This is a genomic window from Syntrophomonas sp. DTU019, assembly GCA_913757435.1.
Classification (GTDB): domain Bacteria; phylum Bacillota; class Syntrophomonadia; order Syntrophomonadales; family Syntrophomonadaceae; genus DTU019.
This window is the reverse complement of sequence record CAJYDM010000005.1, coordinates 97,837-115,751: the sequence shown is the minus strand read 5'-3', so window position 1 is coordinate 115,751 and position 17,915 is coordinate 97,837. Positions and strand designations below refer to the sequence as shown.

The following is a 17,915-nucleotide window of genomic DNA, read 5'->3' as shown; positions in this document are numbered from 1 at the left end:
GCTACCTTTCCAGTTTAACCTTAGCCATGATTTTTTCTTCCAGGTTTCTCATCAATTCTCGTTCAGCATCGGTTTCATGATCGTAACCCAGGAGATGCAGCATGCCATGAGTGACCAGATAGCCTAATTCGCGCTCCAGGCTGTGGTTATATGCCTGGCTCTGCAGCTCGGCTTGTTCCAGGGAAATGACTATATCCCCCAAGACGTTCACCTCGCCCTCAGTGCCCGGGTTGGGCTCATCATCAGCCAATTCATTCATGGCAAATGATAGCACATCAGTAGGTCGGTTCTGGTTGCGATATATGAAGTTAAGCTCCTGCATGTAGCTGTTATCAACGATCAATATGCTCAATTCGGTATTCTTGCTAATTTTAGCCATTTTAGCCACCGCATTAGCCACATTGAGGATGGTTTTCTGCATCACCCTGGTGTAATTAACCTTATTCTGCTGGTTGATAATCAGGGTCTCCATCCGGTTCCCTCCTCTTTTCGAATTCCCTTACTATTATCTCCGGGTATTCAATGCGTTTATGATATATTCCCTCCAGGGATTTGCAGAAGGACTGGGAAATGATATCCAGATCTTTAAAGGTCAGGTCAGCCGTCTCCAGCTGGCCTTCGCTGAGTTTGTCATTGATTATCATACGGACCATCTGATTGATTTTCTGCGGATTGGGATCCTGCAGAGAACGCACCGCTGCTTCCACCGAGTCAGCCAGCATCACCAGGGCTACTTCCTTGCTCTGCGGCTTGGGGCCTTCATAGCGGAAATTGTCTTCATTGATATAACCGTCCGGGTCCTCCTCCAGGGCGCGGCTGTAAAAATATTTGGCCAGGCTGGTGCCGTGATGCTGTTCTATGAAATCCAGTATGGCCTGAGGCAGATGGGCCTCACGGGCCAATTCCGCACCCTCTTTTACATGGGAGGTGATTATCAAGGTGCTTAAGGCGGGAGCGATCTTCTCATGGGGGTTTTCGAAGCCGCGTTGATTTTCCACAAAATACTCGGGGCGCTTAATTTTCCCCACATCATGGAATAATGCCCCCACCCGCACCAGCAGTGGGTTGGCGCCTACCGCCTCAGCCGAAGCCTCGGCCAGATTGCCCACCATCAGGCTGTGATGATAGGTCCCCGGAGCTTCCAGTAACAGTCGCCGCAACAGGGGATGATTCGGGTTGGATAATTCTAGAAGCTTTATCATGCTGGTCAGAGAAAATCCCGACTCCAGATAAGGCAGAGCTCCGATCATTAGCACTGCCGAGAGAATTCCATTGGCTGCGCCCATGATAACGCTCACGGTCAGAATGCTGGGGTTTATTTCGCCGCCAATCAGGTTAAGGGTAATGATGGTCACTATGTTGGCAAAGGCAATGCGCAGACCTGATTTGGCCAGGTCTGACATCTGGGTGAGGCGATGCACCCCGAAGACTCCTACAGTGCCGCCTATGAACGCTGTTATGGCATAATGCAGCTGGTCTCCCTGAGTAAGGAAGCCTACATACAACGCCATAATTATGGTCATAAAGTAGGCCATACGGTTATCGAGGAGGATGGCGATGAGCATCGAGCCGGCCGCCACCGGAGCCAAAAATCCTGCCAGGTGATGGAGCTCGGGGTTGTCACCGATCTTTATAATGGTAACGAACCTGGCGAAGGCTATTACCAGGATGAATATCAACCCTATTAAGAGCATCATCATATCATTGCGGTAAAACTGTTCATAATGGCGGCGCAGGAATTCCAGAACCAGCCAGAAGGTGAGCATTACGAAGATGGAAGTACCGATAAGGGTGGCAATATAGCTTTTGCTGCGCTGTATGCCCAATTGTTCCAATATGGAGATCTGCTCAGGGGTGACCCGGTCACCCTCACGAACAATGATTTCCCCTGCTTTGATGGTCTTTTGCACCGGCTGCACTGCGTCGGTGGCTTCTTTCAAAGCTTTGTTAGTGGCGCTTTCATTGTATATCAGATTGGCGCGCAGTGAATTGATGCATATTATCTTGATGACATCCCGGGCCTCGGGTGCATAGCCCAGCTCGCTTATCCTGCTGAAGGCCTGTTGATATATGCCATTCAAAGTATCATCGGTGATGGGGTTGGTCATTAAGGGACGTACGATGGTGAGGCTGCTCTGCCGCATCTTCTCAATATCCGGGGCGGAAGTGGCCATGAGATACTCCGCTAAGCGAACCGGGGTATATTGCAGCTGAAACAATTCCTTTTTTACATTGGTCTGAATAAGCAGATTCTGCACCGCATCATTCCTGTCCTCCTCCGGTCCAGCCAGGATCTCGTTTAGCCTGGTGAAGAACAGATTGATGTCTTTTTCGGTGTTGGTCAGGGCGAAGTTGTCCTCCTGATAGACCTTCTGCACCTTGTCAGCGGCTTGCTGTTTGAGGATTTCGGTCTGTTTGGTGTCTATTACCACCGCATTGATATTGGATACGATATTACTGCGCGCAACTTCATCCTGTTTCAGCCAAACCTGTTTGGGGTTGAAGTTGCTGAACAGGATCAAAATGGTTATGCCGAAAAAGAGGAGTATGCTTAATAGCTTCTTAGTACGGGATTTCTGCAAAAATATATTGAAACGTCTCAGGATAAACTGCAACACAGTGGGGATCTTCATGCTACGCTCCTCTACGTACTCACATCTGAGAATGGTAGTGGATTTTTAACTGCCATGGGTTTCATAAGCGTCGATTATCTTCTGCACCAGGGGATGGCGGATGACGTCCTCTTTGGTGAGATAATCGAATGCTACCCCTTCAACCCGGCTGAGTATCTTCTGAACCTCAATCAAACCCGAAAATTCTTCTTTGGGTAGGTCGACCTGAGTGATGTCGCCGGTGATCACCGCCTTGGAGCCGAACCCGAGACGGGTCAGAAACATCTTCATCTGCTGAGGGGTGGTGTTTTGGGCTTCATCCAGAATTATGAAAGCGCTGTTCAAGGTACGCCCTCTCATGTAGGCCAGAGGGGCGATTTCTATTATATTGCGCTCAATATAGCGCTGGGTGACATCTACACCCAGAACATCGAAGAGCCCGTCATAGAGCGGACGCAAATAGGGGTTGACCTTCTCCATGAAATCTCCCGGGAGAAAGCCCAGTTTTTCACCCGCCTCCACCGCCGGCCGCACCAAGACGATCCTCTCCACGTCCTTGTTCTTCAATGCCCGCACGGCCATAACCACCGCCAGATAGGTCTTGCCGGTTCCGGCTGGACCTATCCCAAACACCACATCATTGTCCATGATGGACTGTACGTATTTCTTCTGTCCCAGGGTTTTGGCCTTGACTGCCTTGCCACGCACAGTGGTGATAATAGTGCCGGACACGATCTCATTGTGGCGCGCCTTCTCGCCGCGTTTGATGAGTTTGTCGACATAGTTGATATCATTAATTGTCAGTTGACCTTCATGATCTACAATATCTATAAGACTGTTGACCAGTTCTGTGGCCTGGTCCACTTCATCTGCCGCCCCTTTAACATATATATCAGAACCCCGTGCCGAAATATCAGCTGGACACAAGCCTCTGAGATAGCGGAAATTCTCGTCTCCAGTCCCGAAAAAAGCTGAAGCAATGTCATTGTTGGCAATCGATATGCGTTGTTCTTTTTCGATCAAATAGCTTTTCCTCCCTGGATCGTCTGGCATGGGCTGCTTTTATGCTAGTTATTATAGCACATGTCATCAGGAAGTACACTTCTCATGACCCGGCTATAGGCTGGACTACGGCTATATCTTCTATGATCTCCACTGAGACCTTGATGCGCATGATGGTATCGCTGGGGGATGATAAGACCTCAAACTTGCTGTCGGTAACCACGGCGGATTCCCCAATTTGGTCCTCCAGACTCTGTAAAGCCTTTTGCCGGGCGATCTGTGTGGCTTCGAGCTCGGAATGGATAACCTCCTCAGGCTGCTCCTCACTGAACAGATGATAGTTGAAACCTAATGGTCCAAAGGGAGTGCCCAGTATATAGCTGGTGGCTTTGATCTGTTCATGTTCATACTGGGGCCTCTTCTGACCCCAGAGGGTGAATTCCTTCCATGGAGTCAGCAAGCCTACCTGATGGGCTTCTCGTCCGCTCAAGACCATGTTCTGGCTCCTTAAAGGGCACTCTCCGTAGCCCTGGTACCACACCCGGGCTTTCACTACTCCTCTGGCCTGCACCTGGTAAGGGGTGAGCGGCTCTATTGGAGGAGGAGCATAAGGATTCAATACCGGAGTGACCGTACCCGAAATGAGTACATCTCCTTTAGCCACCGCCTGCCCGCTCTCGACCTTGGCCTGACCGTCTATAACCAGGATTTCCTCTACCACCCCGCTGCGGGCTGCCACCATGTCACTGGGCCCGGTAATCTCCTGCTGCGGAACCACGATTTTCTCCACTACTTTTATATTGGCTTTGACCCCGCGGATATCTATTTTAATATAGGACAGATCGCCAATCTCTCTTAACACCTGTTCCTCCACTTCCACACGGCTGAAGCTCCATTTAGGCACGCCCTGCTGGATGCCGTATTTGTTGATGGCGGCTAAAATCCGTTCTGTGGGGATGCGTTCATTGCCCTTGACTTCTATGAACCATACGAAGGAAGAGAGCAGGTAAAGCGCGATGATGAAGAACAGCCCCCCCGCCATGAAGCCCACCCGTCTTTTCATGATGCTTTTATACACCGGCAGTCCGTGTTTTGAAACCACTTGCAGATGGTAGCCATTCTCCTCGGCTATGGTACGCAGGGCTTCATAGCCGCTGCTGCGGATTTCAAAACGCATGCCATTTGACAACGGTTTGATATTCCAAATATATATCCCCCGCGATAAGGCCATATTTATCAGGCGTTCCGGATATTGACCTTCTACAGTGACTGTAATCACCCCGCCGAATTGTTCAAAAAAGCGGTTGCCCATGGACTAACCCCCTTTAATCCCTAAACCTAACCGATTTGATTTCACCGCTGATATACAACTCTTCCGGCATTAAAGCTCTGATCTCCATGTCCTGACCTTCGATTTCCAGAAACCCCCGGCTCAGATTGATACGCAGCAGCTGGGGGTTATACTGTATGATGCCGCGGTGGTTTTCCAAATACAGTTCGTTTCTCCCCACCAGAGTCAGCTTAGGTATGTCCATGACCAGGTCGCGGGGTATCTCCAAAAAATCGGCCACAGCTTTATTAAAGGCCTCCCTGCGGTTTTCCATTTATAATCACCTCTCGGCTAAATTCACTCACACAAGTATATGCCAGCCGAAAAGTCATAATGACTGCAGGAGCGGGGCTCTGCTCCGCCCGCCAAACCACATTCATGAAATAGCTGTAATTTCTGGGGGTGTACAGGTCGTCTACCCCTAACCATGAAATATTTTATATTATTTGCGGACGCTAAACCGTTCCCTGCCGCACCCGAATAACAAAAGGGGCTGTACCAATGTCCATTTTGGACATTGGTACAGCCCCCTACATACCGCGAGCGGAGCAGAGCCCCGCCCCTACATACCGCGGGTGGAGCAGAGCCCCGCCCCTACATACCGCGGGCGGAGCAGAGCCCGCCCCTCATACTGCGGGCGGAGCAGAGCCCTGCCCCTACATACTGCGGGCGGAGCAGAGCCCCGCCCTACATACCGCGAGCGGAGCAGAGCCCCGCCCTACATACTGCGGGCGGAGCAGAGCCCGCCCTACATACCGCGGACGGAGCAAAGCCCGCCCTACATACCGCGGGCGGAGCAGAGCCCCGCCTCTACATACCGCGGACGGAGCAAAGCCCCGCCTCTACATACCGCGGACGGAGCAAAGCCCCGCCCCTACTTGGGATACATTTTGTATCCGCCGCTGATGTTCTTGACCTTGAATCCTTTTTGACGCAGGATACGGTTGGCCACATACGACCTCAAGCCAACCTGGCAGAAGGCCAGAATTTCTTGGTCCTCAGAGATTTGACCCAAATTATCGCGCAGTTCATCCAAAGGCATATTGACCGAACCCTCCACCGGCATCTTCTGATGTTCCTTATCGGTGCGCACGTCCACCAGCAAAGCACCGGCTTTGACCAGAGCATCAACATTTTCCCATCTGACCGGCTCCACCATGCCCTCCAAGATATTGGCAGCCGCATAACCGGCCAGGTTGACAGGGGTTTTGGCGGAAGAGAAGGGCGGCGCATAAGCCAGTTCCAAATCCTGCAGATCATACACCGTCATACGAGCACGAATAGCAGTAGCAAAGGCGTCTATGGCTTTGTCCACATTGTCGTATCCTACTATTTGCGCTCCCAAAATCTTGCCTTCCGGACTGAAAATCAGTTTGATGGTCATCTGGCTGGCACCCGGATAATAGGTGGCATGAGAGTTGGGGTGAACATGGCAGGTCAGATAGTCGATTCCCCAGCGTTGCAGGGAGCGCTCATTCCTGCCGGTCACAGCCACTACCATATCCATGAGTTTGATTATTCCCGTCCCCTGACTGCCCGGATATTCGATCTTGCGCCCGGCGATATTGTTGGCCACTATCCACCCCTGGCGGTTGGCCGGTCCGGCCATGGGTACCAGGGTGGCGTTACCAGTCACATAATCGTTGACCTCGATGGCATCTCCTGCGGCATAAATAAAGGGGTCCGAAGTCTGCAAGTATTGGTTTACCTTGATTCCTCCGGTTTCACCTATTTCCAGCCCGGCCTGCACAGCCAGCCAGGTTTCCGGCTTGACTCCGATCCCCAGAATAACCAGGTCGGCAGGGATTTCAATTCCGCTTTTCAGTATGACTTTATTGACTGCCGGGTCTCCTTCCAGGGCCACTGCCACATCTCCGGTGATAAACTTCACCCCTTGGGAGGTCACATATTTCTCGACGATACTAGCCATTTCCGGATCTAAAACGCCTAAAATCTGCGGACTGGCTTCAACCACGGTGACATTCAATTCCCGCACTTGCATCATTTCCGCCATTTCCATGCCAATGAAACCGGCCCCGATAATTACTACATTTTGTACATCGCTAACTTCCACATGGGCTTTTATCTTCTCGCTATCGGGAATATTTCTGACGGTATATACATTGGGCCGGTTGATCCCTGGTATGTCGGGTATCACCGGAGCTGCGCCCGGACAAAGCACCAGATAATCGTAGCTTTCGGAGTATTTCTCTCCGCTGCCAAAGTCATGGGCTACAATTCGCTTTTCTGTCGGTATGATCTCCTGCACCTCGGTTAAAACGCGTACATCTATGGCAAAACGTTTAGACATAGCTCTCGGGGTCTGCACTAAAAGGTTGTTCTTTTTGGCGATAACGCCTCCCACATAGTAAGGCAAACCGCAATTGGCAAAGGAAATGTCCTGGCCCCTTTCAAACATTACTATCTCGGCTTCTTCGTCCATTCTTCTCAATCGTGCTGCAGCACTGGCGCCAGCAGCAACCCCACCTATTATCACTATTTTCTTTCTCATACCGACCCGGCAGAAGGTTCACAAAAACCTTCAGTCCAGGTGCTTCACCTCCTTTTCTACAAACTATCTCTTATCTCCTATTTAGATATACACTGCGACTAGCAGAGTACACGGCTTAGTAGAATTGAAACGCAAGTATGCTTACCATAAAGGAGACTATCACCAAACCTACGACGACTGACAGCCAAATCCGTTGTTTGCTGCGGGCGCCTTTTTTTAAAAACGTCAAGATCATAACCTCCTTACCAAGTCTTATATAAATAAAAGTCTGGCAACTAAGAGTTTACCAGACTTTTGTCGGTTTATTGAAGCATGGCATGCAACATCTTGGTTGGGTCTTGAAAAGGTTATCGCTTTGAGCGGTTCCGGTTTGGTTCCGGTTCTCGACTCTCCTCCTTTAAGCTGCCACATGCCTCTCTAGTCTAAGGATGCCGCTCTAGTATTTCTTTTTCTTGCGTGCAGCTTCAGATTTTTTCTTTTTCCTTATACTAGGTTTTTCATAGTGTTCGTGTTTTCTAATATCTTGCATGACGCCTGATTTCTGACAGGAACGTTTAAATCTTTTAAGCGCAGAATCAAGCGATTCATTCTTTCCTACTTTAACTTCGCTCATTGTTTCCCTCCCCTCATCCGACTGGGCTGAAATAAATGCCATTCTATTTTACTATTCCCGAGCTTCCCCGTCAAGATTAGCCTGGAGGCCATTTGAGGTCCCGGCCGCCGAGCAAATGGTAGTGAACATGCATAACCAGCTGTCCGCCCCATTCTCCGCAATTGTTGACCAGGCGGTAACCTCTCGTGGCAATACCCTGTTCATTGGCAATCCTGGCTGCTGTAAGCTGTAAATGGCCTAGTAGGCTGGCATCTTCCAGGCCTGCTTGGTCAAGAGACGGAATATGCTTGCGGGGTATAAGCAGGATGTGAATCGGCGCCGCAGGGTTGATATCTTCAATGGCGATCAGCTCATCATCCTGGTATACTATTTTAGCTGGAATCTCCTGAGCCGCGATCTTACAGAATATACAATCCGCAGCACTCACTTCTTTTCACCCCCTCTAACCTCGAAGCAACCTGCTTTTGAGCTTATGGTGTACGAATTCATTTTACCAGATTATCGGGCTAAATTAAAACCTCTTTTCTTATTTCCCCGATTTATCCATATTATTCATCAAGCAGTACTTTTTTAAACCTCATGGCTGCAGGCTGCCTAGAGCAACGCCCTGTTCCTGTCCGCTGATGCGAACCGGGACCAATTCCCCGCGCAGATCTTCGGGGCTTTCCCATTTCACAGTGATATAGTTGTCGCTCAACCCGCTGTAGGTATGCGACCCGGCTTGCTGCTCCACCAGCACCTCTATCACCTGACCCTGTTGTTTTTGCACAGCTTCTGCGCGCTTGCTGATGGCCAGTTCCAGTAAAACCTGACTGCGCTGCTGTTTTATCTCCTCCGCCACCTGTCCGGGCATAAGTGCCGCCGGAGTGCCGTCTCGCCGGGAATACTTAAATACATGCAGATCAAGCATAGGCAGTTGTTTAAGAAGATCGTAAGTATCCTGGAAATCGGCATCCCGCTCTCCGGGGAAACCCACCATCACATCGGCGCTTAAGCCCACGCCGGGGATCCGCCTGCTTATGTCCAGTATCAACTCACCATAATAATCCCGATCATAGCGCCGGTTCATTGCCTTAAGCACGGCGTTGCTGCCGCTCTGCAGAGGAATATGGAAATGCCTGCAGATACGGTCATGGCTGGCAGCAAGTTCTAGAAGCACCGGAGTCACCTCCAAAGGCTCTATAGAGCTGAGCCGGAGACGGTAGTCGCCCCTGACCTGTTGCAGCAGATATTTCAACAGCCCCGCCAGGTCGATGTCCCTCAGATCATAACCGTATAGCCCGCTGTGTATGCCGGTTAGGACTATTTCCCGGTAACCCAATTCCACCAGGCGGCCCAACTCATCCTTAACATGCTCCGGCTTTTTGCTGCGCACCGCTCCGCGGGTATACGGTACAATGCAGTAAGAGCAAAAACTGTGGCATCCGTCCTGTATTTTTATAAAAGCCCGGGTGCGTTCATGGCGGTGGCTATAAAGTACCGGTTGGATAGTTTCATTATTGGCAGCGTCTGCCTTAGATATGCTGCCCTCGATCAATTGCGGTATGCTATTTTTTGATCGGTTGTCTACCACCAGTGATACACCGGGAATGGCCTCGATCTGTTGCGGAGCAGCCTGAGCCAGGCAGCCGGTCACCACAATGGTGGCTAGAGGATTGCGGCGCGAAGCCCGGCGAATAACAGCCCGGGCTTTTTTGTCACTTACATGGGTCACGGTGCAGGTATTGATAACATAGACGTCGGCGACCTCATTGAAACCGACCTCCTGATAGCCCCGTCTCAGGAAGTCTTCCTTGATTTCTTCTGTATCAACTTGATTGACCTTGCAGCCCAAGGTGTAAAAGGCAGCCTTCTTGACCATGGCTCCTCCTTATTCGATCATCCCAGTTCTCCCGCCTCATACAGGGCCAGCGCAGCGGCTACTACTGCGGCCGTCTCGGTGCGCAGAATGCCCCGGCCCAGGGAAGCGGTTAAGACTCCCGCAGCGGTCAGTTCATCAATCTCGCTGTCATCCCAACCACCTTCGGGTCCTACCATTATATAGAGTTCCCGGTTTATACACCCCGGGATCAGTCTATGCAGGAGTTCTCTATAGCCTGCCTGCTTTTCTTTTTCATACAGCACTATACCAGGAGCAGCTTGCATAAATTGCAATACCTGAGTTACATCACGGACTGGCTGAACATGCAGCAATCGGTTGCGCCCGGATTGTTTACAGGCGTCTCGGACGATAGCATCCCAGCGCTGCATCTTCTTGTCCAGCAGGCTCGCTTTCAACTGGGCTACGCTGCGTTTGCATTGCAGGGGGTATAGCGAGTGCACCCCCAGCTCTACCGCTTTCTGTATTATGGTATCCAATTTATCGCCTTTAGGCAGACCCTGAACCAGATGAATATCAATCGCCGCTGCGGGAGTGTCTTCCAGGACTTGCAGCAGCAAGGCCTGCACCCGGCGGCCTTGTGTGCCTTCCAGCATAGCCTGGTAGGACCGGCCCTGCCCATCGAACAGGACCACCTCCTGACCGGCTTTAAGCCGCATCACCTGCAGGGCATGGCGGGACTCGTTCTCATCGAGCAGAGCCTGATGCCCGTCTATGTCTTGTGGAGCAATAAAAAAGCGGTGCATCAAACACCCCTCTTTTCTCAGTGAATTGACGGCTCAGCTTCGTCGCGCCGCCACTCCGACCCAATCTGCGTCGAAAAGCACCTCTTCGATGACCAAACCAACCTGTTCCATAGCCTGTCTCATTTCCGGCCAGCGTCTATCCTGGATGCCGGAGGCGAATAACCATCCCGACCGGTTAAGCGCCGCTGCCGCCGCGGGCAGCCAGGGCAGAATGATGTCAGCGGTCAGGTTGGCCATAATGAGGTCAGCTTGCTCACAACCAATATCGGTGTAAATGTCTCCCGCATATACCTTGATCCTATCAGCCAACCCATTCAACTCAACGTTCTCTGCGGCCACTTTTACCGCTACACTATCCAGATCTATGGCTAGCACCTCGGCCGCGCCCAGTTTAGCCGCCGCCAGGGAGAGAATCCCTGAACCGCATCCGGCATCGATAACCCGTTCCCCGCCACGAAGATACTTTTCAATGAGCAACAGGCAGAAGCGGGTAGAGGCATGGCTGCCGGTTCCAAACGCCATACCCGGATCGATTTCGATCACCACATCTTCTTCCTTGGCAGGCCACGGCTCCCAGGAGGGTTTTATAAGCAGTCGCTGTCCCACTTTGAAGGTGTGGTAATACTGCTTCCAACTGTCCTCCCAATCTTTATCCTCAACCTCGTTATACTGGACCTCATAGCTGCATCCGCAAAGGCTCTGCACCTCATCCAGGCCAGCTGAGATCTGCTCCTGCAATTCCCGCTCGGCATGAATATAGGCTTTTATACGGTAAGGTCCGAGACCGCTGAAATCGCAGCGGGGAGCCTTATCTTCATCCACCGGTTCCGCAAAAGTATTTGCCAGCTGCGGGTCTTCTATCATCACCCCACCGCTCCCCAGTCGGTGAAACAATGCGGCCGCGGGTTCAACACCCGGGCCGGCAATCAATACATTGATCTCTATCCATTTCAAAGCCTAAGCACTCCTAGCCAATAGCATCTTTAAACTTGTCGAATATGCCTTTGCGTCCGGGCTTCTGCTCTTCGCCGCCTTCGTAGAAGGCCTCTAACAGTTCACGCTGTTTCTTGCTGATGCGGGTGGGGATGCGCACCTCGACATTGACCTTGAGGTCCCCGATGCGATGCCCCTGAATGTGCGCCACTCCTTTGCCTTTGGCAGTCAGTACAGTTCCCGGCTGAGTGCCTTCCGGTATGTGCAGGTTATGGATTGCTCCTCCGGGAAGGTCTATGGTGATATCGGCTCCTAAAGCCGCCTGCACGAAATTGATCTCCAGCGTGGTGATGAGATTATAGCCCTCGCGCCTGAAGCGAGGATGTGGTTTAACCGCTATCAAGATGTACAGATCTCCAGGAGGGCCGCCATTGCTGCCCACCTCGCCTTCGCCCGAGATGCGCATCCGGGAACCGCTATCGACCCCAGCCGGGATACGCACATTTATTTTGCGGATTTTCCGTTCCTGCCCGGTGCCACGACAGCGGGTGCAAGCTTTCTCAATGATCTTGCCCTCACCGCGGCATTGATTGCAAGGCCGGACGGTTTCAAAACGCCCAAACGGGGTGTTCTGTACGTTGCGCATCTGCCCGCTGCCATTACAGGCTGAGCAGGTCTTGGTGGAAGTGCCCGGTTCGGCTCCGCTGCCTTCGCATTTTGTGCAGGTTTCGACTCTGGATAGTTCCAGATCACGCTCTATGCCGAACAAGGCATCTTCAAAGTTTATATCCACGCGCATTTCACGGTCTGCGCCCCGCCGCGGACCGCTCCTGCGGCTGCGTCCACTGGCGCTGCCTCCGAAGATGACATCGAATAAATCTCCGAAGCCGAAGTCACTAATATCGAAATCGAACCCGCCGAAGCCTCCGCCCTGTCCGGGTTCAAAGGCGGCATGCCCGTACTGATCGTAGGCAGCCCGCTTCTGCGCATCACTCAGAACCGCATAGGCTTCGGTGAACTCCTTGAACTTCTCGCCAGCCTCAGGATCATCCTTATTCACATCAGGATGGTATTTGCGAGCCAGCTGGCGATAGGCTTTCTTAATCTCTTCCGGAGTGGCATTGCGACTGACCCCCAGCAGCTCATAATAATCTCTTTTTGCGGGCATATGAATCCACCTTCCAGGATAATAGGCTGCGCCCGAAAACCATGGGGCTTCCGGGTCGCTCAGGCCTGTTTGTTCGGTTTATAAGCCTCAGCCGACAAGGCCCGAGGCAACCATCTATATATTATACGATGTAAATAGCTTTTTCTATAACATATGTGCAGGAGGTTATTTTTCATCCTCCACGCTGTAGTCGGCGTCGAACACACCATCTTCCCCGGGACCACCGGGCTGACCACCCTGCTGCTGGCCTGCTTCACCCCCGGCCTGTTCATACAGTTTGCTGCTCACCGCGTAAAAGGCCTGAGTCAGGGCTTCGGTCTTGGCTTTGATGTCTTCTACATCGCTGCCCTCCAGGCTGGTTTTTAGCGCGGCTATAGCAGCTTCTATCGACTGTTTGGATGCGTCGTCGATCTTGTCCCCGTTCTCCTTCAGGGCTTTTTCCGACTGGTAGATCATGCTGTCCGCAGTGTTGCGGGCTTCGATTTCTTTGAAACGTTCTTCGTCTTCTGCGGCATGGCGTTCGGCATCTTCCATCATTTTCTTGATCTCCTCTTCGGACAGTCCGCTGGAGGAGGTAATGGTGATCTTCTGTTCTTTGTTGGTGGCCAGGTCCTTGGCGGTGACGTTGACTATGCCGTTGACATCGATATCAAATTTGACCTCGATCTGCGGCACTCCGCGCGGAGCCGGCGGAATGCCAGTCAGCTGGAACCTGCCCAGTGTAACATTGTTGGTGGCCAGTTTCCTTTCCCCCTGCAGCACATGTATATCCACTGAAGGCTGCTGGTCAGCAGCGGTGGTGAATATCTGGCTCTTGGCAGTAGGGATGGTGGTGTTGCGGTCGATTATCTTGGTGAACACCCCGCCCAGGGTCTCGATCCCCAGGGATAAGGGGGTCACGTCCAGCAAGACCACATCGGTGACATCTCCAGCCAAAACCCCGGCCTGAATGGCTGCGCCCACAGCCACTACCTCATCGGGGTTGATGCCTTTGTAAGGCTCTTTGCCAATAAAGTTCTTAATGGCGTCCTGGACTGCCGGGATGCGGGTGGAGCCGCCCACCAGGATCACACGGTCAATCTGTTCTGGTTTAAGCCCCGAATCCTTCAAAGCTTGACGGGTTGGTCCCATGGTCTTTTCCACCAGGTCAGCGGTCATGTCATTGAAACGCGCCCGGGTGAGGCTTTTCTCCAGATGCAGGGGTCCTTCCTGAGTGGCGGTTATATAAGGAATATTGATATCGGTGCTCATCAGGGTGGAAAGCTCGTGCTTGGCTTTTTCCGCCGCTTCTTTGAGGCGGTGCATGGCCATTTTATCATTGGTCAGGTCAACACCCTGCTCTTTCTTAAAATCGGCTATCAGCCAGTTGATGATCTTATCGTCAAAGTCATCGCCGCCCAGGCGGTTATTTCCGCTGGTCGCTTTGACCTCAAAGACTCCGTCGCCGATTTCCAGGATGGAGACGTCAAAGGTGCCGCCGCCCAAATCGAATACCAGAATGGTCTGGGCGTTCTCTTTATCCATGCCATAAGCCAGTGCGGCTGCAGTCGGTTCATTGATAATCCGCAGCACTTCCAAGCCCGCGATTTTACCGGCGTCTTTGGTAGCCTGACGCTGGGAGTCGGTAAAATAGGCCGGCACCGTAATGACCGCTTGAGTAATTTTTTCGCCCAGGTAGGCCTCGGCATCGGTTTTCATCTTCTGCAGTATCATAGCCGAGATTTCCTGAGGAGTATAGCTTTTATCGTCGATCTTGACCCGGTAATCTGTGCCCATACGGCGTTTGATTGACAACACCGTACGGTCCGGGTTGGTTATGGCCTGACGTTTGGCGACCCGACCCACCAGTCGCTCACCACTCTTGGAGAAGCCCACCACCGATGGGGTAATGCGTTCACCTTCCGCATTGGTGATAACTTTGGCCTCGCTGCCATCCATGACTGCTATAGCCGAGTTGGTAGTGCCCAGGTCAATTCCTACAACTTTTGCCATCTAACACACCTCCACATTTTGGAACTATTATTTGCATTTGCATTGAATATAACTGCAACTTTTATCCACTGACCTTGACCAGACTGGGCCTGATGACCCGGCCGTGCATGACATAACCCTTCTGTAATTCTTCGATAACAGTATTATCGGGGTGTTCGGCACTTGCTTCCACCATCAGGGGTTGGTGATATTGCGGATCGAAACTCTGTCCCAGAGCCTCCACTGGCTCCACTCCGGCAGTGGCTATGATCTCTTTCAGCCGCTGACAGACCATTTCAATGCCTTTATGCAGGCTGGCGTAATCCTGATCAGGGCTGGCCATGGCCAGAGCCCGATCCAGATCATCAATCACAGTCAGCAGGGGTTTGATTAAAGGCAAGGGTGCGAATTTGAGATACTCATCCCGTTCCCGCTGATTGCGTTTCCTCAGGTTTTCCATTTCAGCCATCGCCCTGAGGTAGAGATCGTAATTCTTTTTGCTCTCCTCCTGAGCAGCCAGCAAATCCTCCTGCAGTGCAGCTACAGTCGCGGCTTCTGGGGCATCATTATTTAGATCTGGTTGCTGGGATTCTTGTGCTGCGTCCAATTGCTCTTGATGGTTGACTGTCGGGTCATGTGCTTTCATCTTTGTTTCACCTCTGTATAATCAATTGTTGTCGTTTGCGGCCAGGCATGGCTCTTCCCGCCGGGGCGGCAAGGCTGCGACTAGCCATGGTAATGTTTTTTTAAGACTTCATCTATTATTGTGCGCACCGATTCAACTGTGCCTGCGGCCTTCCAGTACTCCATGCGCACCGGCCCGATCACGCCTACCCGGCCGATTTCGCCGAAAACTTTGTATCCGGCTAGAACGATGCTCATCTCTTTGGCCTCATCCAGGCGGTTCTCCCGTCCGATGGTAATATCCACAGCTTCACCGCTGGCTTCGGGCAGCAGATTCTTTAGCGCAGTATCTGCTTCTAGTATGGTCAGTATTTTCTTAAGCTTTTCCAGGTCTTTGAATTCCGGCTCATTGAGCATGTTGAGAATTCCGCTGATGACCACTTTTTCCTCGCCAGTATTCTCGGTCAGGTTATCGATGGCTTCCAGCATGCTGTCGATCGCCTTCTTGCGCTTTTTGAGGTCGTCCCTGAGGGATTGCAGGTCGGTCCTGCGCAGTTCAGTCAGTTTTTTGCCGGCGAAAAGGCGGTTGAAAACCTCATTGATACTCTGCACATCTCGGCTGTTCACTGATTCGGGCACATCGATGCGGCGATGCATTAACACGCCGGTATCGGTGACCACAATCACCATGGCTTTGCCCTTCTCCACCGGCACCAGTTGAATATACTTGAATTCATCAAATTTGATGGTAGGGACGATGATAAATGAGGTATAGCGGGTGACCTGGGACAGAAAACTGCCAATCGATTGAATAACTTCGTCCCAATCCTGCAGGTTGTCCTTGAGAATTTTTTGCAGGAGTTCCACTTCGTCATCCACCAGGGTCTCCCGTTCCATCATGCAGTCCACATAGTAGCGAAATCCGCTTTCGGATGGAATCCGCCCCGCGGAGGTGTGGGGCTGCTCCAAGTACCCCAAATCCTCCAGATCGGCCATCTCATTGCGCACCGTAGCAGCGCTGATGCGCAGGTTGTGTTTTTTGACGATGGCTCTGGACCCTACCGGTTCAGCAGTTTCCACATAGTCTTTTATAATTGATTCCAGTATCCTCTTTTTGCGTTCATCTAAGGTCATATCGATCACCCCTGTTAGCACTCGACCTCATTGAGTGCTAATCCCTACTTAATAAAAAATAGCATCGCTACCACTTCTTTGTCAAGCCTGGAATCTACGCAACAAACCCGCATAAAACCTGGTTTGAGACCATAATGCCCGCTTTCGTCAGCCTTAACCAACCGTGTTCCAATTCCAGCTTTCCCTGGCTGATAAACATTTCTATTTCGCTCTTATACATTTGCATCAAGTCGATGCCAAAACGCCTCTTATAATCTGCAAGATTTACACCCTCGTGCAGGCGCAAGGCCATGATCACTGCCTCAACCGCCTGTTCGCGGGGATCCATTTTCTCCAGCAAGAGCTGCCCTGGCACATTCCCGCAGTCCCCGGACATATATTCATCCAGGTCCGGTCTATTCATCCAGCGCCTATTCCCCAGCCGACTGACTGCCGCAGCGCCAAAGCCCAAATACTCACCGAAATGCCAGTAGCGCAGGTTATGACGACAACTGTACCCGGGCTCAGCCAGGTTGGAGATTTCATACTGCTTAAGGCCTCTATGGCCCATATAATCAAGGGCCGTAAAATACATGGCCTCGCACTCTTCTTCCTCGGTTTGGGCCAGCTCTCCTCGGGCTATAGCCTGGGCCATGGGAACCTCATCATCCAGCTGCAAGAGGTAAATGGAGATATGGCGGGGCAAGTATCCCGCCACCGCGGTCAAGGTCTCCATCCAGCTATGCTTAGTCTGCCCGGGGATGCCATAAATTAAATCAAGGCTCAAGTTATCGAATCCAGCCGCCCGGGCTGCGGTTATGGCTTCTGCCGCCGTGTTTGCAGAATGCAAACGCCCCAGGGTTTGCAGTTCGCTATCCTGAAGGCTCTGCACGCCTAAGGAGATGCGATTGATGCCAGCCTGCCGATAGCCGACCAGGGAATTCAGGTCGACTGTGGCCGGGTTGGCCTCCATGGTAATCTCGGCATCCTGCTGCAAATGGAATGAGGATGCCAGTGTCTGGATCATTCGGTTTATCTGGGTGGGAGTTAGCAGGCTGGGTGTTCCACCGCCAAAAAAGACGCTGTCGACTGGCTTAGTTCGATATGCGGCTGGGCAGGCTGCAATTTCGTTGCATAGCCTGTTTGTATAAGCTTCCAGCTCCGCATGCCCCAGCCCGGTTACAGAATAGAAATCGCAATAAGAGCATTTTTTCCTGCAAAAGGGGATATGAACATATATTCCCAGACTATGCTGCGGCCAGCCAGCTTTCATTCAACACACTCCGAATAATTAATGAAGGGGACAACAATTCGCCTATGCCCCCTTATTCGATGCAATTATGTATTGCGCCCGGTGAAATTCCCGGTATATGATGATTCAAAACTGAATGACACATTTAAAGCGTCCCCAC

General features: G+C 51.7%; 16 protein-coding genes. All 16 read right to left on the bottom strand.

Translation table 11 applies throughout. The features are described from left to right. Position 1 precedes the first annotated feature (1 nt). Entirely contained in the window at positions 2–472 is a 471-nt protein-coding gene (gene ybeY, locus AC15IQ_RS12480) for an rRNA maturation RNase YbeY (RefSeq protein ID WP_483179480.1), read from the bottom strand. Beyond that, positions 441–2,633, bottom strand: a complete 2,193-nt coding sequence (locus AC15IQ_RS12475) for an HD family phosphohydrolase (RefSeq protein WP_483179479.1) — start codon at positions 2,631–2,633, stop codon at positions 441–443. The genes ybeY and AC15IQ_RS12475 overlap by 32 nt, the downstream gene beginning before the upstream one ends. Before the next feature lie 45 nt (positions 2,634–2,678). Continuing rightward, a complete protein-coding gene (locus AC15IQ_RS12470; RefSeq protein ID WP_483179478.1) occupies positions 2,679–3,635 on the bottom strand; it encodes a PhoH family protein in 957 nt (318 codons plus the stop codon). An 82-nt stretch (positions 3,636–3,717) separates the two neighbouring features. Further along, the gene (gene yqfD / locus AC15IQ_RS12465) at positions 3,718–4,926 is read right to left on the bottom strand and encodes a sporulation protein YqfD (RefSeq protein ID WP_483179477.1); all 1,209 of its coding nucleotides are present in this window, start codon (positions 4,924–4,926) and stop codon (positions 3,718–3,720) included. Positions 4,927–4,939: 13 nt separating this feature from the next. Next, entirely contained in the window at positions 4,940–5,218 is a 279-nt protein-coding gene (gene yqfC / locus AC15IQ_RS12460; RefSeq protein WP_483179476.1) for a sporulation protein YqfC, read from the bottom strand. Between the two features lie 600 nt (positions 5,219–5,818). After that, positions 5,819–7,456 carry an FAD-dependent oxidoreductase gene (locus AC15IQ_RS12455; RefSeq protein WP_483179475.1) on the bottom strand — a complete coding sequence of 546 codons (1,638 nt, stop codon included), beginning with the start codon at positions 7,454–7,456 and terminating at the stop codon, positions 5,819–5,821. A 436-nt stretch (positions 7,457–7,892) separates the two neighbouring features. Next, positions 7,893–8,069, bottom strand: coding sequence for a 30S ribosomal protein S21 (rpsU, locus tag AC15IQ_RS12450; RefSeq protein ID WP_481037926.1), 177 nt, complete (start codon positions 8,067–8,069; stop codon positions 7,893–7,895). A 76-nt stretch (positions 8,070–8,145) separates the two neighbouring features. Next, entirely contained in the window at positions 8,146–8,496 is a 351-nt protein-coding gene (locus tag AC15IQ_RS12445; RefSeq protein WP_483179474.1) for a histidine triad nucleotide-binding protein, read from the bottom strand. 150 nt (positions 8,497–8,646) lie between these two features. Beyond that, positions 8,647–9,930 carry a tRNA (N(6)-L-threonylcarbamoyladenosine(37)-C(2))-methylthiotransferase MtaB gene (gene mtaB / locus AC15IQ_RS12440; protein WP_483179473.1) on the bottom strand — a complete coding sequence of 428 codons (1,284 nt, stop codon included), beginning with the start codon at positions 9,928–9,930 and terminating at the stop codon, positions 8,647–8,649. 17 nt (positions 9,931–9,947) lie between these two features. Then, positions 9,948–10,694: a 16S rRNA (uracil(1498)-N(3))-methyltransferase gene (locus AC15IQ_RS12435; RefSeq protein WP_483179472.1), complete on the bottom strand. Its 747-nt coding sequence runs from the start codon at positions 10,692–10,694 to the stop codon at positions 9,948–9,950. 33 nt (positions 10,695–10,727) lie between these two features. After that, positions 10,728–11,648, bottom strand: a complete 921-nt coding sequence (prmA, locus tag AC15IQ_RS12430; protein WP_483179471.1) for a 50S ribosomal protein L11 methyltransferase — start codon at positions 11,646–11,648, stop codon at positions 10,728–10,730. Between the two features lie 13 nt (positions 11,649–11,661). Beyond that, the gene (gene dnaJ / locus AC15IQ_RS12425; protein ID WP_483179470.1) at positions 11,662–12,795 is read right to left on the bottom strand and encodes a molecular chaperone DnaJ; all 1,134 of its coding nucleotides are present in this window, start codon (positions 12,793–12,795) and stop codon (positions 11,662–11,664) included. A 165-nt stretch (positions 12,796–12,960) separates the two neighbouring features. After that, positions 12,961–14,787, bottom strand: a complete 1,827-nt coding sequence (dnaK, locus tag AC15IQ_RS12420; RefSeq protein WP_483179469.1) for a molecular chaperone DnaK — start codon at positions 14,785–14,787, stop codon at positions 12,961–12,963. A 61-nt stretch (positions 14,788–14,848) separates the two neighbouring features. Next, positions 14,849–15,412: a nucleotide exchange factor GrpE gene (grpE, locus tag AC15IQ_RS12415; RefSeq protein WP_483179468.1), complete on the bottom strand. Its 564-nt coding sequence runs from the start codon at positions 15,410–15,412 to the stop codon at positions 14,849–14,851. 80 nt (positions 15,413–15,492) lie between these two features. Further along, complete coding sequence (hrcA, locus tag AC15IQ_RS12410) at positions 15,493–16,524, bottom strand: heat-inducible transcriptional repressor HrcA (protein ID WP_483179467.1); 1,032 nt, start codon at positions 16,522–16,524, stop codon at positions 15,493–15,495. 94 nt (positions 16,525–16,618) lie between these two features. Next, positions 16,619–17,776 (bottom strand): radical SAM family heme chaperone HemW, encoded by a 1,158-nt coding sequence (gene hemW / locus AC15IQ_RS12405; RefSeq protein ID WP_483179466.1) that lies wholly within the window; start codon positions 17,774–17,776, stop codon positions 16,619–16,621. Positions 17,777–17,915 lie beyond the last annotated feature (139 nt).

Bases quoted from the DNA above. Each gene is read 5' to 3' on its own strand.
- dnaJ (WP_483179470.1), bottom strand. From the start codon at position 12,795: ATGCCCGCAAAAAGAGATTATTATGAGCTGCTGGGGGTCAGTCGCAAT.
- yqfC (WP_483179476.1), bottom strand. From the start codon at position 5,218: ATGGAAAACCGCAGGGAGGCCTTTAATAAAGCTGTGGCCGATTTTTTG.
- ybeY (WP_483179480.1), bottom strand. From the start codon at position 472: ATGGAGACCCTGATTATCAACCAGCAGAATAAGGTTAATTACACCAGG.
- mtaB (WP_483179473.1), bottom strand. From the start codon at position 9,930: ATGGTCAAGAAGGCTGCCTTTTACACCTTGGGCTGCAAGGTCAATCAA.
- yqfD (WP_483179477.1), bottom strand. From the start codon at position 4,926: ATGGGCAACCGCTTTTTTGAACAATTCGGCGGGGTGATTACAGTCACT.
- hemW (WP_483179466.1), bottom strand. From the start codon at position 17,776: ATGAAAGCTGGCTGGCCGCAGCATAGTCTGGGAATATATGTTCATATC.
- hrcA (WP_483179467.1), bottom strand. From the start codon at position 16,524: ATGACCTTAGATGAACGCAAAAAGAGGATACTGGAATCAATTATAAAA.
- AC15IQ_RS12435 (WP_483179472.1), bottom strand. From the start codon at position 10,694: ATGCACCGCTTTTTTATTGCTCCACAAGACATAGACGGGCATCAGGCT.
- AC15IQ_RS12455 (WP_483179475.1), bottom strand. From the start codon at position 7,456: ATGAGAAAGAAAATAGTGATAATAGGTGGGGTTGCTGCTGGCGCCAGT.
- rpsU (WP_481037926.1), bottom strand. From the start codon at position 8,069: ATGAGCGAAGTTAAAGTAGGAAAGAATGAATCGCTTGATTCTGCGCTT.
- dnaK (WP_483179469.1), bottom strand. From the start codon at position 14,787: ATGGCAAAAGTTGTAGGAATTGACCTGGGCACTACCAACTCGGCTATA.
- grpE (WP_483179468.1), bottom strand. From the start codon at position 15,412: ATGAAAGCACATGACCCGACAGTCAACCATCAAGAGCAATTGGACGCA.
- AC15IQ_RS12475 (WP_483179479.1), bottom strand. From the start codon at position 2,633: ATGAAGATCCCCACTGTGTTGCAGTTTATCCTGAGACGTTTCAATATA.